This window comes from Candidatus Thiodiazotropha sp. AKIB8 (assembly GCF_058244675.1).
Genome location: NZ_JBSYOO010000037.1, coordinates 142,400 through 157,495 on the forward strand (window position 1 = coordinate 142,400; position 15,096 = coordinate 157,495).

Below are 15,096 nucleotides of genomic sequence, written 5' to 3' on the forward strand. Positions count from 1 at the left end.
TGATTTTCCAGGAGAAATGGCATGAATTCAAATGCCCTGACCGATACAGATTTAACCCTGACTGGCACCGCTCAGACCAAAATGGGCGAGTTATTTCAACAGGTTGACGAGAATATTCAGGGAGTACGCGTCTTCGCTACACCTGGTGGCTGCAGCGGGATAAGCTTTGGCATGACCTTCAGCGATGAGATCAATGAAAACGATGGCGTTTTGGACTGTGAAGGATTCAAAGTGATCGTTGATGACGGTACCCTGCAATATCTGCGTGGTGTTGAAATCGACTTTGTTGATCAGGGAGATGGTAATGCAAGTTTCGTTTTCAATAACATGCAACCAGTTGGTGGTGGCTGTGGTACTTGCGGCTCCTCGAGTGGCGGCGGTTGCAGTTAGACCAACCTTAAGTTCTGAATTGTAAATAAACCGTGCCTGGGCATTAAGTCCTCGCACGGTTTTTTTATCCCTGATTCAGCATGGCTGGTATGCTTTAGAGTATTTATGTGATTGTTTATAAATGGTTACTAAATACAATTGGTTATCAAAATATTTGTCTGTCTGGATAGTTAAAAACCAGGTGGCATAGCTGGATTAAGGTGGAGTGATGAAACCTGGAGCAGTTGATCTCTTGGTAATAGGGGCCGGTATTAGTGGTCTGGGTTTGGCGCAGATGGCAAGACGTTATGGCTTCAAGCCAGTCATCATCGAGGCCAGCGACCATATCGGGGGGGCTATTAACTCCCATCTATTCCAGACAGACCATGGAGAGATCTGGGCTGAACTTGGAAGCCATACCTGTTACAACAGCTACGGAAATCTTTTGGAGCTACTTGAAGAGACTGGTCAGCTCGACAGCCTGGTTCCAAAACTAAAGCTGCGCTATAAGATGCTGATTGGGAACAAACTTCAATCAATACCCTCGCAACTGAGTATGTGGGAGTTACTTGGCGTATTGCCTCGACTATGGACGACTGAAAAGGAGGGGCATTCGGTCGAGGAGTATTTCGGTCGTATTATCGGTACTCGAAATTTTCGACAAGTCCTCAGGCCGGCCCTGGATGCTGTGGTATGTCAGCCATCCGGTAGTTTTCCGGCAGATGCGCTATTTCGCAAAAAACCAAGACGTAAAGAGGTGATACGTAGCTTTACTGGCGCTTCAGGTCTGCAATCCTTTACTGACGGCATTGCAGAAGGACTCGATATCCGCACTAAAAGCCGGGTAATCCGGATTGAGCGCATCAGTGATCGATATCTGGTTGAAATAGAGGGCGGAGAGCCGGTTCAGGCTGATCGTCTGGCTTTAGCCGTGGCGCCAGATATCGCAGCTACTCTGATGGCAGGTTTGATGCCAGAGTTAGCCTGTCATCTGGCAGAGATTGAAATGAGTGAAATCGATAGCCAGGCAGTTTTGGTTCGTGCTGATCGTATCAAGTTTCCCCCACTTGCGGGCATTATCGCTCAGGATGACGATTTTTACTCAGTGGTTTCGCGGGACCCTGTGCCCGATGAAACCTATCGCGCCTTTACTTTTCATTTCAAGCCTGACCTTTTGGATGAGGTGGGCCGAGATAGACGCATTGCCAAGGTGCTTGGTGTGGATGAAGAGGCGATTGTTGGCAGTGCAAGCTACCGTAATCGTCTGCCCGCACTGCGCTTGGGCCACCATCAGCGGGTTGAAGTGATCGACCAGCAATTGAAAGGGCAATCCCTGGGATTAACCGGCAACTGGTTTTCCGGTGTATCGATAGAAGATACTCTTATTCGATCCTTTGAAGAGTGCCAGAGACTCTTTGTATAGATTGAAATCACGCTCTACTTGTGTGTTGTATTGTCTGCACTGCTTGCAGCGTGGAAAAGTGATTTCAGGGTTTCAGAGCGACCCTCTGCCAGGTTGATGTCATCCTCTCGATTTGTGCCTTTAAAAAAAGCAGTGATTCTCTGAGTCAGAGCTTTCAATGCGCGCCAAATCTTCGGCATCACCCAAATCATTAGAGCAATGAACAGGACTAACATCACCAGAAATGCTAGCGGATAGTTGAGTGCAGCCCAAAGAGCACCAATCACAGCAAGATCCTCGGCGATTGATGCAGTCCAGTTGGAGACTGGTTCTGGAGAGGTATTAATAAGCAGTCTGGACCCTGCTTTGGTGAAATGGCTGCCCGCCGCCAGTGTGCCACCCATCAATGCTGCAGCGAGTTCTGCTGATTGGCTAACATCGATACCACTGGCTGCGCCTGCAGCTAGTAGCGCACCTGCCGGGATGCGGATGAATGTATGTATGGCATCCCAGCCGCTATCTACACCTGGCGTTTTATCTGCGAAGAATTCGATAAAATACATCATACCTGCCACACCCAGGACGAGCGGATCACTTAGTGCATCCAGGCCTGGTGGTAATACAACGTGCCCTGTGAGGTTCAGGTAGCCCAGCACAAGAATGGTCGCATAGAGATTTATGCCGGCTGCCCAGCTGGCCCCAAGGGTAAGTGCCAGAGTGTCGATGGTTTCCATAGTCAATTGTCTCGCTAGATGTCTCTACTGTTAATGTGATACCTATTGGATTGAAATTCCACTCCCTGGTGGTTTTTGTACCCCTATTTCACCTCAAGTTCACAAATGTTTAGGATTTTACCCTGCTTTGCTTTTTCTTTGATTAATCAAAGCTTATGATTGTCTCCACAGAGAAGCTGGTATTTGAACTCGAAAGGCCGTGTTAATTCCTCCAGCTATCTGCGATTTCTCTTTTTTATTTGGCTTAGCTGGCTCATTCTGGCTGGTAGGTAAAGGTATGATTAAAGTAGGTATAATTGGTGGTACAGGCTATACCGGTGTCGAGTTGCTCAGAATACTGAGCAGACATCCGGAATCTGAGTTGAGTGTCATTACTTCCCGTTCGGAAGCTGGACGACCAGTTGCAGATCTTTTTCCCAACCTGCGTGGTCATACTGATTTGGCCTATGTAGAACCCGAGCCTGCCCATTTCGATGGTTGTGATCTGGTTTTTTTCGCAACCCCTAATGGGGTGGCTATGAAGCAGGTGCCGGAACTGCTGGAGAAAGGCATTCGGGTCATCGACCTGGCCGCCGACTTCAGAATTAGGGATCAGGCTACCTGGGAGCATTGGTATGGCATGTCTCATGCCTGCCCTGAACGCCTGTCTGAAGCGGTATATGGGCTACCTGAGCTGCATCGCGAGGCGATCAAAAATGCCAGTCTGGTTGCCAATCCGGGCTGCTATCCTACAGCCGTATTACTTGGATTTTTACCGCTGGTGGAAGCTGGCTTGGTCGATGTTAAACAGCTGATTGCTGATGCAAAATCGGGGGTGAGTGGCGCAGGTCGTACGGCAAATGTCGGTACATTGATGGGCGAGGTCGGTGAGAGCTTCAAGGCGTATGGTATTCCTGGTCACCGCCACCAGCCTGAGATCAGCCAGACTCTAAGCCTGGTCGCTGGGGATGGTGTTCAGTTAACCTTCGTGCCCCACCTGGTTCCAATGGTGCGGGGAATAGAGGCAACCCTATATGCTCGCCTTGGTGAGAAAGAGCTGGATCTGCAACTCCTTTATGAACAACGCTATGCGAACGAGCCTTTCGTCGATGTTCTACAGCCAGGTTCACATCCAGAGACACGCAGTGTGCGTGGTTCGAACCACTGCCGTATTGCTGTGCACCGCCCTATGGATGGCGATGTGGTCGTAATCAGTTCTGTAATTGATAACCTGGTCAAAGGGGCTGCAGGACAGGCAGTGCAGAATATGAACCTGATGTTCGGACTTGATGAAGATTGCGGACTGGAACAAGTTGCATTGATGCCATGATCCATGAGTATTGATAAAAAATATCGTGTACCAAAGATCGTTGCGGCCCATCAGGGGACGCCGGTATGGTTACGTCTGGGTTTAGTGATGTTGATACTGGGCGGGGTGGCCTGGCTTGCCTATCAGCAGGGAGGGAGCGGTATCGCCGATGGATTGGCCCGTTTGCAATCTGGCGGAAAGGATCGGATGGAGATCCTCAAGCAGGAGCGAAATGATCTCAAAAGGGAGTTGGCTATGGTTAAACAGGCGGCAGAGGTCGATAGAGAGGCCCTGCTGTCGATTCGAGACAAGATCAAGTCAATGCAGAGTGAGCGCCTAAAGATGGAAGAGGAGCTGGCTTTTCTTAGAGGTATTGTCTCCACTTCGTCCAAGAAACAGGTATTACGGGTACAGAATTTCAAGTTGGAAGCAGGACTTGAAGCGCATCAATATATCTACAAATACACGGTTAGCCAGGTAATCAACAGCGGCTCGGTGGTTAAAGGTAAGATCGAAATGAGCATTTCCGGTTTGAAAGGAGGTCAAGCCACGGTGATGAACCTGGAACAGCTTCATGATGAGAAGCTTGACAGCCACAAGATGCGTTTCAGATATTATCAGAACGTAGAAGGTATGCTGCATATACCCACTGATTTTCAACCGGCCAAAATTTTGATTGAAGTGAAACCAACAGGTAAAAAGCTTGCCCCTGTTGATGAGACTTTCGAATGGTCGCCGGTTTCCTGAGGTCTATATAGGAAATGAACCATGTTTGGTAACAGTAAGAAAAAATTGCGTACCCCCAGAATCACAACGGTGATTGGCTCGGGAACCGAAATCAGGGGAGATATTACCTTTAAAAATGGTCTGCATATTGATGGCACCATAAAAGGTAACGTCATCTCCGATCAGGAAGACCCATCAGCAACACTGACACTCAGTGAACTGGGTACAATCGATGGTAATGTCAGGGTAGGCAATGTGATGTTGAATGGAACAGTGGTCGGTGATGTATTCGCTGGAAACCGGGTTGAATTGGCCCCCCAGGCAAGGATTACAGGGACATTGACCTATGCCATGCTGGAGATGGCAATGGGGGCTGAGGTGAATGGGAAATTGATTCATGCGGCCGATCAGGATCCGCTGCAACTGGCCTATGATGGGAAAGAGGAACAGAGTGAACCGGTTAGCAAAACCGTAGCATCTGACACCACTGAGGAATAACCCTCTAGATTGGGGTTTGTATAATACTTGACTGTTTTCCTCGGTAATTGCATACTCTGAGGTAACGAAACGACCCTCAGCCTGTACTAAACAGGCTGAATTGAGCAGGATTTAACCATGAGCGGCTTAGAAACAACCAACGATTCGATCCTTTTCACAGAAGCAGCGGCCACTAAAGTGGCATCCCTGATAGAGGAAGAGGGTAATCCGGAGCTGATGCTACGGGTCTACATCCAAGGTGGTGGATGTTCCGGGTTTCAGTATGGATTCACATTTGACGAAAATGAGACCGAGGGTGACACCAAAGTGGTTACCAGTGGTGTCACACTGCTGGTGGATCCGATGAGCATGCAATACCTGATGGGTGCTGAAGTTGACTACAGCGAGGGACTGCAGGGTGCTCAGTTCGTTATTCGCAATCCCAATGCAACCACAACCTGTGGTTGCGGTTCCTCATTTTCAGTTTGATTTCACCCTCTGTACATAGCAAAAGAGGCGCTTAGGCGCCTCTTTTGTCTGTTCAGAAATTTCCTGCTGAAGGTTGTCAGGATCTACTCAATGACACCTATTTATTCTCAATGTAAGGTAGCAGAGTCAACTCAACCCTGCGGTTTTGTTGACGTCCTGCCGGGCTGTTATTCGATGCGACCGGACGACTTTCACCATAGCCAACAGTATCGATTCGAACACCTGTCACTCCGTTGCGGTTAAGAACATCGGAAACCGACTGGGCTCGTTGTTGTGAGAGTAGCTGGTTGTAGGATTCTGATCCTGTGCTGTCGGTGTGGCCGGCGACTTCGATCATGGTTGACTTGTACTCGTTGAGTACCAAAGCAACAGAACCGAGAATTTCCACAAAATCGGGTTTTACATCTGTTTTATTCACCTCGAAGGTAATATTGCCAGGCAGGTTAAGAATGATGTTGTCGCCATTACGAGTAACACTGACTCCAGTATTCTCCAGGCGCTGACGCAGTTTGGCTTCCTGTACATCCATGTAATAGCCCACACCGCCACCGGCAATTGCGCCGATACCAGCACCCTTAAGTGCGCGTTCCTTTCGTTTCTTTTTATCCTTTGAGCTGGCTATACCAATCACAGCACCGGCTACAGCTCCAATTACAGCCCCGGTAGTTGATTTGGAAGTCTTCTCTTCCCGTGAATAGGGATCGACTGTGGTACAGGCCTGTAGCGTTATGAGTGCCACAATCATGCAGCAGAGAGTACTTTTCATAATCATTGATTCTCCTTCGGTTATGTAAGGGTTGGGTGTATATGGAGAGGGAAAGTATTTGGCCAATCCGGATATATCATCATAAACACTAACGTGTCGACTTACTGTGACATATTGTTACGAGCTAGGCGATGAATTAGCCTTCCTTTAGTTTAGAAGCACTAACAATATTTCAATCTATTGGAGAAGTTGAACTCTTCAGACAATAGGATGTGTGTCGAGGTTCATTCGCTGGCCCCAAACAGGTCTCTGAGCATCTGCAGTGATGTTTGTCGTCCGAGTTCACCGATGGCCGTGGTCAGAGGTATCTTCTTTGGGCAGACTTGAACACAGTTCTGTGCATTGCCACAGTCACTCAGACCACCTTCGCCCATAATGGCATGCAGGCGCTTCTGCTTATGATATTTCCCTGTTGGGTGGTTGTTCATCAGTCGAACGGCGGCCAGTATCGCCGGACCGACAAAAGCCAGCTCATGTCCATATTGAGGGCAGGCTTCCAGGCAGCTGCCGCAACTCATGCAACGACTGTATAGATAGTTGTCTTGCCATGCCTCTGGGGATATTCGTGGCGCACCCTGGTGAATATCCCAAGCGCCATCGATCTCGATCCAGGCATGAACCTTTTTCAAGTCTGAGAAGAGACGGGAACGATCTACCATCAAATCCCTGATAACAGGAAATTTACTCATTGGTTCGAGTTTTATGGGTTGTTCCAAGGATGAGATTAAAGTTGAGCAGGCCTGTCTGGGGCGATCATTGATGAGCATCGTACAGGCACCGCAGACCTCCTCCATACAGTTAAACTCCCAGGCTACAGGATCTACCCTTTGACCGTCGTTGGTGATGGGGTTTTCTCGAATCACCATCAACGCAGAAACTACATTGTGGCCCTCTCGATAAGGAATTGCGAAACGCTGCCAATAGGGGGGACTGTAAGGGGTATCCTGTCTTCTTATATGAAATTCGATTCTCTCTGCCATAGCCAGATCCTCAACGATAGTCTCGTGGCTCCTCTGGTGCTAATACACTAAGGTCTACCGCTGCATACTCAATGCTTGGACCGTCAGCTGTATGTTTAGCAAGCGTGGTTTTAAGCCAGCTTTCATTCTGCTCTTTCCACTTGCTACGGTAGTTTTCGTATGCCGGGTCTCCGGGGTAACTATTCTCTGGTATCTTTAATTCAAACTCTGGCTTGAAATGGGCGCCTCGACACTCATTTCTGAATAGCGCGCTGGTCGCGATAGTTTCGCCCAGGAGTACCATCTCTTGAACCTGACGTGCATACGCCAGGCCTTGATTACTCCAGTTGTTTGTCTCCTTCAAATTGACCCTTTGGCTGCGTTCCTGCAACGCTTTCAGTCGCTCTATTGCTTGCTGTAAACGGGTATTGTCCCGCACCACACCCACATGACTCGACATCAGTTCACCCAGTTCATGCAGCAGTTGGTAGGGGTTCTCCTCTCCCTGGTTGTTAATGAGTTTTGTGTTGATATCCTTCTGGCGCATGACCTCTGAGGTAAATATCTCGTGGTTGTCGTCATGGTGACCCTGCTGCAGACTTTTAAGGTAGCTGGCGACAGACTCCCCGGCAACCCGGCCGCTATATGAGGCAGAGAGCAGGGAGTTGGCACCTAACCGGTTTGCACCATGGTAGCCATAGTCGCATTCGCCACAGGCATAGAGGCCTTTGATATTGGTAGCATGATTTCGTGGGCTGCCGGACTTGATACCTCCAGTGGAATCATCCTTCTCAAAATCGACCCAAAGTCCCCCCATGGCATAGTGTGCTGAAGGGTAGATCTCCATAGGTTCATGTACTGGATCGGAACCGTGGAACTTACGATATATGTCCAGAATCGCATGTAGTCGCTGCTCGATAAATCCGGGGTTGAGATGGGTCAGGTCAAGGTAGACTTTGTGTTCCCCAGCAACCCCCATTCCCATTTTATGAACCACTTCCCAGATCGCTCTTGAGGCGAGATCGCGAGGCACAGTATTGCCATAGCTTGGATACCACTCCTCCAGAAAATAGAATCGATCCCCTTCTGGAATCTGCTTGGCGTCACGTCGATCAGCAGCATCTTTGGGAACCCAAATGCGACCCCCCTCACCCCGGGCAGCTTCACTCATCAGGCGTGTCTTGTCTTTTCCCAACATGGCTGTTGGATGAAATTGAAAGAACTCAGTGTTGGCTAGCCATGCACCCTGTTGATAGACCCTGGAGGCGGCAGCGCCAGTGGAGTTGGTGGAGTTGGTGGAGCGATGGCCATAGACTTGTCCCATACCGCCAGTGGCAAGAATCACAGCGTCAGCGGGGAAGGGTTTGATCTCCATGGTTCTCAGGTTCATGGCGATGACTCCCTGGCTGGCGCCATCACTATTCAGCGCAAGGGAGAGAAATTCCCACCACTCAAATTTTTGTATTCTTCCCAGCGACTCCTGCCGACGAACCTCCTGATCAACGCCATACAGTAGTTGTTGTCCAGTGCTTGCACCGGCAAATACAGTTCGTCGATGTTTGACCCCGCCAAACAGGCGAAGATCGAGAATTCCTTCAGCTGTTCGGGAAAAAGTAACTCCCATACGTTCGAAGGTTTGGATCAAGCCTGGTGCCTCTTCGCACATCGATTTAACCGGAGGCTGGTTGGCCAGGTATGATCCGCCTTTTATCGTGTCAACGATATGCTGCCAAACAGAATCATGCTCCCCTTTGGTGTCAAAACAGGCGTTAATACCACCTTGTGCGCAGACTGAGTGGGATCTTTTTACTTCGAACAGGGAGAATATTTCGACTTGAAAGCCGGCCTCAGCGACTCGCAGTGCTGCCCATAGTCCACCGAGACCACCACCAACGACAATTACTTTACGGGGTCGATTCTTCATAGCAAAAAGCCCAGCATGCCATGTAGACCAAGAGCAAACAGCAACAGCGACAGTATGCTACAGACGTAGAGCCAGATCCGCTGAGCCTGAGGAGTGGTTGTAATACCCCAGCTGATGGCCATACTCCATAGACCGTTACATAGATGAAAAATGGAAAGCAGTAGCCCGAAAAAATAGAGAAGAAATATGACTGGATGAGAGAGTAATTGCTGCATGTGAGTGAAAAGGTCAGCTTTGATGTCAGGTTCCCATATTCCCCATAAACGAGTCCAGCCAATATGCATCAGCAAAAACAGCAGAATTGCGATGCCGGAAAATCGCTGCAGACTGTAACGGATGTTTCCCGCCCAAGGGAAGGTGGATAAATTGCTATTTCCACTCTTCAGTATCACCAAACCGTAGCCTGCATGCAGCAACAGCGGCAGTGCGATCATGAATATCTCTAGAAGGGTTAGATAGTTGAGACTTTGAAGCCAGCCAACAACCTGCTCATTATAGTGCTCGGGGCCAAACCGAGATTGGGAGTTTTCCCAAAGATGAAAGAGTAAAAAACCACCAATGGGCAGGAGGCCCAGCAGAGAATGGAGCCGACGCAATAGGAAATGAGTGTCTTGGATAGAGGTGTGCATGGACCTGGAACCCGAGATCTTTGATTGCTTATATATTACTTTATTAGTATCAACTACTTCCCTGATCCAGGGCAGTGAAACATCAGATTACTAAAGGCAAGTTGTAAATGGTCGATGATATGAAGGATATTCCTTATTTTGCATGGATTGGCTCCACTCTGATTCCTGAGTGGACTATTGGAATTTCCCACAGGTTGAGCATTGCCAGTCTCACACTTTGACAATGTTGTTTAAACAAACTAGTTGAAAAAGAGAGTCTGGTATATACCACTCTTATGGATAAGAGGGTATTTATAAAACAAAATTGATGAAGTGATCAGGTCACGGGTTTCAACAGGACATGATAAAAAACAGTATCGGCGCGAAGATCTTGATGGTGGTCGGTATAACTGCCATGGTATCCATGGTGGGATTGATTCTATTCTACACCCAAAGCCAACGTGCAATTATCATCAAAGAGCAAAAGCTGGTCACTGATCGCATGGTCTCAACGGTTGTGGCGGGGCTCAGAGTAATTATGGAAACGGGCAAAGCGAATATTGCCCAGCGCTATGCAGAAGAGATCAAGAGTGAACTCGAGTTAGAAGATTTCCGCTTTGTGCGTTTGAATGGTGTTGAGGCATTTCTCGACAATGACACCATACGCAAGGTCAATAAATTAAATGGCGAAACGCTATTTATTGAACGTGAAGAGACAGAGATTAATCGTTTGTATGGAAACGATGATCCAGCCTTGGTTAGCGCAAGGAGCAGCGGTGAAATATACCGGATTATCGATGATGCTAAGCAACAATATAAGGTTTTGACACCCATTCTCGGTACGTCTGTTTGCCATCGATGCCATGGTAGTGCAAATGGGATCATTGGCTTTGCTCAACTTACAACCTCAATGCGGAATATTGATCAGGCGATTTCGGAGAGTCGAAATTGGGCCACATTGGTGCTTTTTGTGGTGTTGGTTCTGTTTTTGTCGATCACTTATGTGCTGTTGAACAATGTGGTTATGTCACCAATAAGACGGGTGACTACTGCAATGCATCGGGTAGAGCAGGGGAAACTGAATCAACAGGTACCTGAGTTGAGTGAGGATGAGTTAGGTCACATGGCTCGTTCATTCAACAGAATGACTAAAAAATTGCTTGAAACCTATACAGGTATGGAGTTAGAGCAGGATAAGCTAACCACCATTATTCTTAATGCGGGTGAAGGTATTGTTGTTACAGATAATGAAGGAGATATAGTTTTAGTAAATCCTTCAGCTGAACAGTTGATAGGAAAGGAAAGATCAGAAATTGTCAGCCAGGAATTTGAGAATCTGGTCAACGATCCGGAAATCATGAAGAGACTGCTGGAGCATCCCGATTCGAACTATGCTGAGACTGCTCTGTTAGGCGAGCGCTATCTGAGTGTAATGGCTGCCTGTATACATACCCAGCAGGGTGAGATGCTCGGTAAGGCTGCGTTGATTCGCGATGTGACTGCACAAAAAAACCGTGAAGCATACCTGGAGGCCATCTCCTATAAGGATGAGCTGACGGGGCTATTGAATCGGCGTTCACTCACTGATGTGCTTGCCCAGTCAGTTTCTGAGGCAAAAGAGCGAAACAAATCCCTGACCCTGCTGATGTTGGATATGGATCATTTCAAGCGACTGAATGATACCTATGGTCACGGTATGGGTGACAGGATGTTAAAGACTTTCGGTCACCTTTTGATGAAACGGCTAAGGGATTCAGATTATGCCTGTCGTTATGGTGGTGAAGAGTTCTCAGTGATTTTGACTGGTACAGGTGTAGAGGGTGGAATGAAGACAGCGGAAGATATCCGCAAAGCTGTAAGTCAGGTCGTTATTGATGGTGTCTCCATTACCATAAGCATTGGCTTGGCATCCTTGAGTCAATGTCTGGAGTCTTCGTCGAAATGTTTGTTGGAGGCGGCAGACTGCGCCCTCTATATGGCCAAACAGCAGGGGCGAAATAGAACAGTCATCTACGAAGCATCAAACTCTAAAGCGACAAACGCCATCAATTGATTGGCAAGCTTCTCAGGTATATCGACCTCACTCTTGCCATGCACTAGTGTTAATTAAAACAAATTCAACGGCTACAACATTAATGCAACCAAGGCTTGATCCAGGTAAGGGTCAGCTCTAAAGCTGGGTTTTAGCATCAGCTACAAGTGTGCGACTGATAGTCTCCAATGTTGAGATCAAAGGTCGAACCTTGATCTGGAAGTCATCGCGATATTTTTTTGCAATTGGTTGCGCCGCTGGCAATTTCACAGTCAAAGGGTTGCGATGAACGCCATTGACTCTGAACTCATAGTGCAAATGGGGGCCTGTAGCCATTCCTGTTTTACCTACATAGCCGATGACCTGCCCCTGCTTAACCCGTCTACCTTTCTTTGCTTTCTTGTTATAGCGCGAGAGGTGAGCATAGAGTGTGGTGTAGGTTTGACCATGCTGGATAATCAATGTGTTGCCATATCCACCCTTTTTGCCACGAAAGATGATTTTCCCATCACCCGAGGATCTGATGGGTGTGCCGGTTCTCGCTGCGTAATCCACACCGCGGTGAGGCCGTTTTTTACCAAGTACAGGATGCCAGCGCTCCCTGGTGAATTTTGAAGAAATGCGTCTGAAATCTACAGGGGCACGCAAAAAGGCTTTACGCATACTTCTACCCTCAGGGGTATAGTAGTCAGCGCGTCCAGTGTCATCGACATAGCGTAATGCTTGGTAGGTACGGCCCTGGTTTATAAATTCGGCGGCCAGAATTGGGCCATCCCGCAATTTTTCGCCGTCCAGATAGTCCTCTTCAAAAATTACGGTAAAGCGATCTCCAGATCGAATCTCTAGCGCAAAGTCGATATCCCAACCAAAGATATCTGCAAGTTGCATGATCAATTTCTCAGGCAGGCCCGCTTTTTTTGCTGATAGATAGAGTGAGTTTTCTATTACACCACTCAAGTGTGCATTGCGTGTATCAACCGCTCTACTCATTTCCGTGGCATCGAAGCCATCATCTGTCACCGCGATTTCAATACTGTCGATCTTGCTGTGTGCCAAGCGTAGAGCCACCAGTTGCTGTTCTGAATCGAACTCAAGATAGAGCATCTCTCCCGGCTTAATAGCTGTTAGCTGCTTCGCGGTCTTACTGGAGTGAACAATCCTGTGTAACAGATTGGCGCTGAGATCATGTTTCTTAAATATAGAGGCCATTGAGTCACCACTGCGAATCTTGTAAGAGATTTCGTGGGTCTCTTTTTTTATTGGTTCAGTCGGGACGACTTCTGGCTCTATGGGGGTATTTGGCTGATCTGCGGCTACCGCCTCTTTGATGAATCCTGCCGGACTCTGGTTTTCGGGGGGCTGCTGGCTACTGTCGTCGGGTTGTCCTGGGAGGGTCAGAGGAAGAATCAGCTTTCTATTTTGCTCAGGTTGGCTCTCTGATTCAGAATTCTGGCGCGTTTCTGATTTGGGGGCATCTCCCGGATTAGAGATCAGAAACAGGAAACCCAATGCAAGAATAACCAGGAAAATCAAAGCGAAAACCAGGCGCTTTACAAGCTGGCCTCTGGCGGGTCTTCTCTCTAATGTATACGATTTAAAATCTTGCATGATGAATTGCTGCACGATTCAATAGTGCAGTAAGGTACCTCAATATTAGAACTCGGTTATAAGTCTTAATGATAGAACAAAGAATCATAACGCTTAATGGTTAATTTTATCAGATGCTTCTAGTAGAGTGTGCAACCATTGTCTTAATTTTTGAGATTTGATAAATGATCGATGTCATAGGTTCCCTAGATCTAATTAAACGAGGTACGGAAGAGGTTTTGCCTGAGGAGCTGCTGGTCAAGAAGCTCGAGCGTGGCAAACCACTCAAAATAAAAGCAGGATTTGACCCAACTGCCCCTGATTTACATATCGGCCACACTGTTCTGATAAATAAACTCAGGCAATTCCAGGAGTTGGGTCACGAAGTGATCTTTCTGATTGGGGATTTTACCGGCATGATCGGAGATCCAACAGGGAAAAGTGCCACCCGGCCACCGCTAACACGAGATGAAGTCTTGGACAATGCCAAGACCTATGAGCACCAAATATTCAAAATTCTTGATCCCAGCAAGACTACTGTGCTCTTTAACTCATCCTGGATGGGGGAGATGTCAGCTGTTGATTTAATTCAGTTGGCGGCAAAACATACCGTGGCCAGGATGTTGGAGCGGGATGACTTCAATAAGCGCTATACCAGTGGTCAGCCAATCGCTATCCATGAATTTCTCTATCCATTGGTGCAGGGGTACGACTCCGTTGCACTCAAGGCTGATGTTGAGCTGGGGGGGACAGATCAGAAATTCAATCTGCTAGTGGGTCGCCAGCTCCAGGAATCCTACGCTCAGGAGCCACAAGTGGTTATCACATTGCCTATTCTTGAGGGTTTGGATGGTGTGCAAAAGATGTCCAAGTCGCTTAACAACTATATTGGTATCACTGATCCACCGGAGGAGATGTTTGGCAAAGTAATGTCAATCTCCGATGACCTTATGTGGCGCTACTATGAGCTACTCAGTTTCAGGCCAATGAGTGAGATTGAGAGTTGGAAGGACGAGGTCTCTAAGGGAGGTAATCCCCGGGATGTGAAGGTGCGCCTTGCCGAGGAGTTGGTAGAGCGATTTCATTCCAAGGAGATGGCGGAGAAAGCACACCAGGCCTTTGTGGCCAGATTTCAGAAGGGCCAGATGCCCGATGAAATGCCAGAGCATGATCTTAAGCCTGAAGGGGATGGCTATCCAATAGCAAATCTTCTGAAAGATGGGGGGCTGGTGAAAAGTACCTCTGAGGCCAATCGAATGATCAAGCAAGGCGCAGTACGTATCGATGGTGAAAAGCTGGAAGATCAATCGATAACTGTCAAAGTGGGTTCGACTGCTGTTTACCAGGTAGGTAAGCGACGCTTTGCGCGTATCACTGTGAGCTGATCCCTTAGTGATCAATACTTATATATAGTGATTTTGTCGATCTTTAATTTAGTTTGAAATTGTTCTTGACCTGAGAGATTTGACGCTTATAATGCGCGTCTCCTTGAGTTGACCGCTGCCTGAAAGCAGCACGAATCAAGGTGTTGATGAGGCGAAATTAGTCGATAAAAATTCTTTCCAAATTTTTGTTGACGGCAGGAATGATCGACGTATAATTCGCCTCCTCTTTCGGTCGAACCGGAGACGGTAAAACGAAAGAAAGAGCGTTGTAATAAATAGTTCAAATAGTTGTTGACAATGACTTGGTGGGCTGTAGAATACGCGCTCTCGAACAGGCCGGGATGACCCGC

14 protein-coding genes are annotated in these 15,096 nt (G+C 47.8%); 8 read left to right on the forward strand and 6 right to left on the reverse strand.

Features of this window, described 5'->3' with window-relative positions:
• Window positions 1-21: 21 nt before the first annotated feature.
• Both AC4IFB_RS11540 and AC4IFB_RS11545 read left to right on the forward strand, forming a co-directional pair.
• Window positions 22-390 (forward strand): HesB/IscA family protein, encoded by a 369-nt coding sequence (locus AC4IFB_RS11540; protein ID WP_490777950.1) that lies wholly within the window; start codon window positions 22-24, stop codon window positions 388-390.
• A 208-nt stretch (window positions 391-598) separates the two neighbouring features.
• Window positions 599-1,792 carry a protoporphyrinogen/coproporphyrinogen oxidase gene (locus AC4IFB_RS11545; protein ID WP_490777951.1) on the forward strand — a complete coding sequence of 398 codons (1,194 nt, stop codon included), beginning with the start codon at window positions 599-601 and terminating at the stop codon, window positions 1,790-1,792.
• 14 nt (window positions 1,793-1,806) lie between these two features.
• On the opposite strand, the gene AC4IFB_RS11550 is transcribed toward AC4IFB_RS11545, so the two are convergent.
• On the reverse strand, window positions 1,807-2,505 hold the full coding sequence (locus AC4IFB_RS11550) for a DUF4126 domain-containing protein (protein ID WP_490777952.1): 699 nt from the start codon (window positions 2,503-2,505) through the stop codon (window positions 1,807-1,809).
• A gap of 277 nt (window positions 2,506-2,782) precedes the next feature.
• Here AC4IFB_RS11550 and argC point away from each other — a divergent pair, with 277 nt between their 5' ends.
• The 4 genes from argC (at window position 2,783) to erpA (ending at window position 5,485) form a co-directional block, all read left to right on the forward strand.
• Window positions 2,783-3,814 (forward strand): N-acetyl-gamma-glutamyl-phosphate reductase, encoded by a 1,032-nt coding sequence (argC, locus tag AC4IFB_RS11555; protein WP_490780240.1) that lies wholly within the window; start codon window positions 2,783-2,785, stop codon window positions 3,812-3,814.
• A gap of 3 nt (window positions 3,815-3,817) precedes the next feature.
• The gene (locus AC4IFB_RS11560; RefSeq protein WP_490777954.1) at window positions 3,818-4,540 is read left to right on the forward strand and encodes a DUF6776 family protein; all 723 of its coding nucleotides are present in this window, start codon (window positions 3,818-3,820) and stop codon (window positions 4,538-4,540) included.
• Between the two features lie 21 nt (window positions 4,541-4,561).
• The gene (locus AC4IFB_RS11565; protein WP_490777955.1) at window positions 4,562-5,017 is read left to right on the forward strand and encodes a bactofilin family protein; all 456 of its coding nucleotides are present in this window, start codon (window positions 4,562-4,564) and stop codon (window positions 5,015-5,017) included.
• A 117-nt stretch (window positions 5,018-5,134) separates the two neighbouring features.
• Window positions 5,135-5,485: an iron-sulfur cluster insertion protein ErpA gene (erpA, locus tag AC4IFB_RS11570; protein ID WP_490777956.1), complete on the forward strand. Its 351-nt coding sequence runs from the start codon at window positions 5,135-5,137 to the stop codon at window positions 5,483-5,485.
• 97 nt (window positions 5,486-5,582) lie between these two features.
• Here the strand turns inward: erpA and AC4IFB_RS11575 are convergent, their stop codons facing one another.
• The 4 genes from AC4IFB_RS11575 to AC4IFB_RS11590 all read right to left on the reverse strand — a co-directional run bounded on the left by AC4IFB_RS11575 (window position 5,583) and on the right by AC4IFB_RS11590 (window position 9,763).
• Entirely contained in the window at window positions 5,583-6,251 is a 669-nt protein-coding gene (locus AC4IFB_RS11575; protein WP_490777979.1) for a YiaD family glycine zipper/OmpA-like lipoprotein, read from the reverse strand.
• Between the two features lie 224 nt (window positions 6,252-6,475).
• The gene (sdhB, locus tag AC4IFB_RS11580; RefSeq protein WP_490780241.1) at window positions 6,476-7,231 is read right to left on the reverse strand and encodes a succinate dehydrogenase iron-sulfur subunit; all 756 of its coding nucleotides are present in this window, start codon (window positions 7,229-7,231) and stop codon (window positions 6,476-6,478) included.
• A gap of 10 nt (window positions 7,232-7,241) precedes the next feature.
• A complete protein-coding gene (sdhA, locus tag AC4IFB_RS11585) occupies window positions 7,242-9,134 on the reverse strand; it encodes a succinate dehydrogenase (quinone) flavoprotein subunit (protein ID WP_490780242.1) in 1,893 nt (630 codons plus the stop codon).
• Window positions 9,131-9,763 carry a succinate dehydrogenase/fumarate reductase transmembrane subunit gene (locus AC4IFB_RS11590; protein ID WP_490777959.1) on the reverse strand — a complete coding sequence of 211 codons (633 nt, stop codon included), beginning with the start codon at window positions 9,761-9,763 and terminating at the stop codon, window positions 9,131-9,133. Before AC4IFB_RS11590 ends, sdhA begins: the two co-directional genes overlap by 4 nt.
• A 340-nt stretch (window positions 9,764-10,103) precedes the next feature.
• On the opposite strand from AC4IFB_RS11590, the gene AC4IFB_RS11595 reads away from it, so the two are divergent.
• Window positions 10,104-11,795, forward strand: a complete 1,692-nt coding sequence (locus tag AC4IFB_RS11595) for a sensor domain-containing diguanylate cyclase (protein ID WP_490780243.1) — start codon at window positions 10,104-10,106, stop codon at window positions 11,793-11,795.
• A gap of 117 nt (window positions 11,796-11,912) precedes the next feature.
• Here the strand turns inward: AC4IFB_RS11595 and AC4IFB_RS11600 are convergent, their stop codons facing one another.
• On the reverse strand, window positions 11,913-13,382 hold the full coding sequence (locus AC4IFB_RS11600) for an OapA family protein (RefSeq protein ID WP_490777962.1): 1,470 nt from the start codon (window positions 13,380-13,382) through the stop codon (window positions 11,913-11,915).
• Between the two features lie 164 nt (window positions 13,383-13,546).
• Here AC4IFB_RS11600 and tyrS point away from each other — a divergent pair, with 164 nt between their 5' ends.
• Window positions 13,547-14,746, forward strand: coding sequence for a tyrosine--tRNA ligase (gene tyrS, locus AC4IFB_RS11605; RefSeq protein WP_490780244.1), 1,200 nt, complete (start codon window positions 13,547-13,549; stop codon window positions 14,744-14,746).
• The last annotated feature ends 350 nt before the right edge of the window (window positions 14,747-15,096 follow it).

Excerpts from the sequence above, each read along its gene's own strand:
- AC4IFB_RS11540 (WP_490777950.1), top strand. The coding sequence starts at position 22 with ATGAATTCAAATGCCCTGACCGATACAGATTTAACCCTGACTGGCACC.
- AC4IFB_RS11545 (WP_490777951.1), top strand. The coding sequence starts at position 599 with ATGAAACCTGGAGCAGTTGATCTCTTGGTAATAGGGGCCGGTATTAGT.
- AC4IFB_RS11550 (WP_490777952.1), bottom strand. The coding sequence starts at position 2,505 with ATGGAAACCATCGACACTCTGGCACTTACCCTTGGGGCCAGCTGGGCA.
- argC (WP_490780240.1), top strand. The coding sequence starts at position 2,783 with ATGATTAAAGTAGGTATAATTGGTGGTACAGGCTATACCGGTGTCGAG.
- AC4IFB_RS11560 (WP_490777954.1), top strand. The coding sequence starts at position 3,818 with ATGAGTATTGATAAAAAATATCGTGTACCAAAGATCGTTGCGGCCCAT.
- AC4IFB_RS11565 (WP_490777955.1), top strand. The coding sequence starts at position 4,562 with ATGTTTGGTAACAGTAAGAAAAAATTGCGTACCCCCAGAATCACAACG.
- erpA (WP_490777956.1), top strand. The coding sequence starts at position 5,135 with ATGAGCGGCTTAGAAACAACCAACGATTCGATCCTTTTCACAGAAGCA.
- AC4IFB_RS11575 (WP_490777979.1), bottom strand. The coding sequence starts at position 6,251 with ATGAAAAGTACTCTCTGCTGCATGATTGTGGCACTCATAACGCTACAG.
- sdhB (WP_490780241.1), bottom strand. The coding sequence starts at position 7,231 with ATGGCAGAGAGAATCGAATTTCATATAAGAAGACAGGATACCCCTTAC.
- sdhA (WP_490780242.1), bottom strand. The coding sequence starts at position 9,134 with ATGAAGAATCGACCCCGTAAAGTAATTGTCGTTGGTGGTGGTCTCGGT.
- AC4IFB_RS11590 (WP_490777959.1), bottom strand. The coding sequence starts at position 9,763 with ATGCACACCTCTATCCAAGACACTCATTTCCTATTGCGTCGGCTCCAT.
- AC4IFB_RS11595 (WP_490780243.1), top strand. The coding sequence starts at position 10,104 with ATGATAAAAAACAGTATCGGCGCGAAGATCTTGATGGTGGTCGGTATA.
- AC4IFB_RS11600 (WP_490777962.1), bottom strand. The coding sequence starts at position 13,382 with ATGCAAGATTTTAAATCGTATACATTAGAGAGAAGACCCGCCAGAGGC.
- tyrS (WP_490780244.1), top strand. The coding sequence starts at position 13,547 with ATGATCGATGTCATAGGTTCCCTAGATCTAATTAAACGAGGTACGGAA.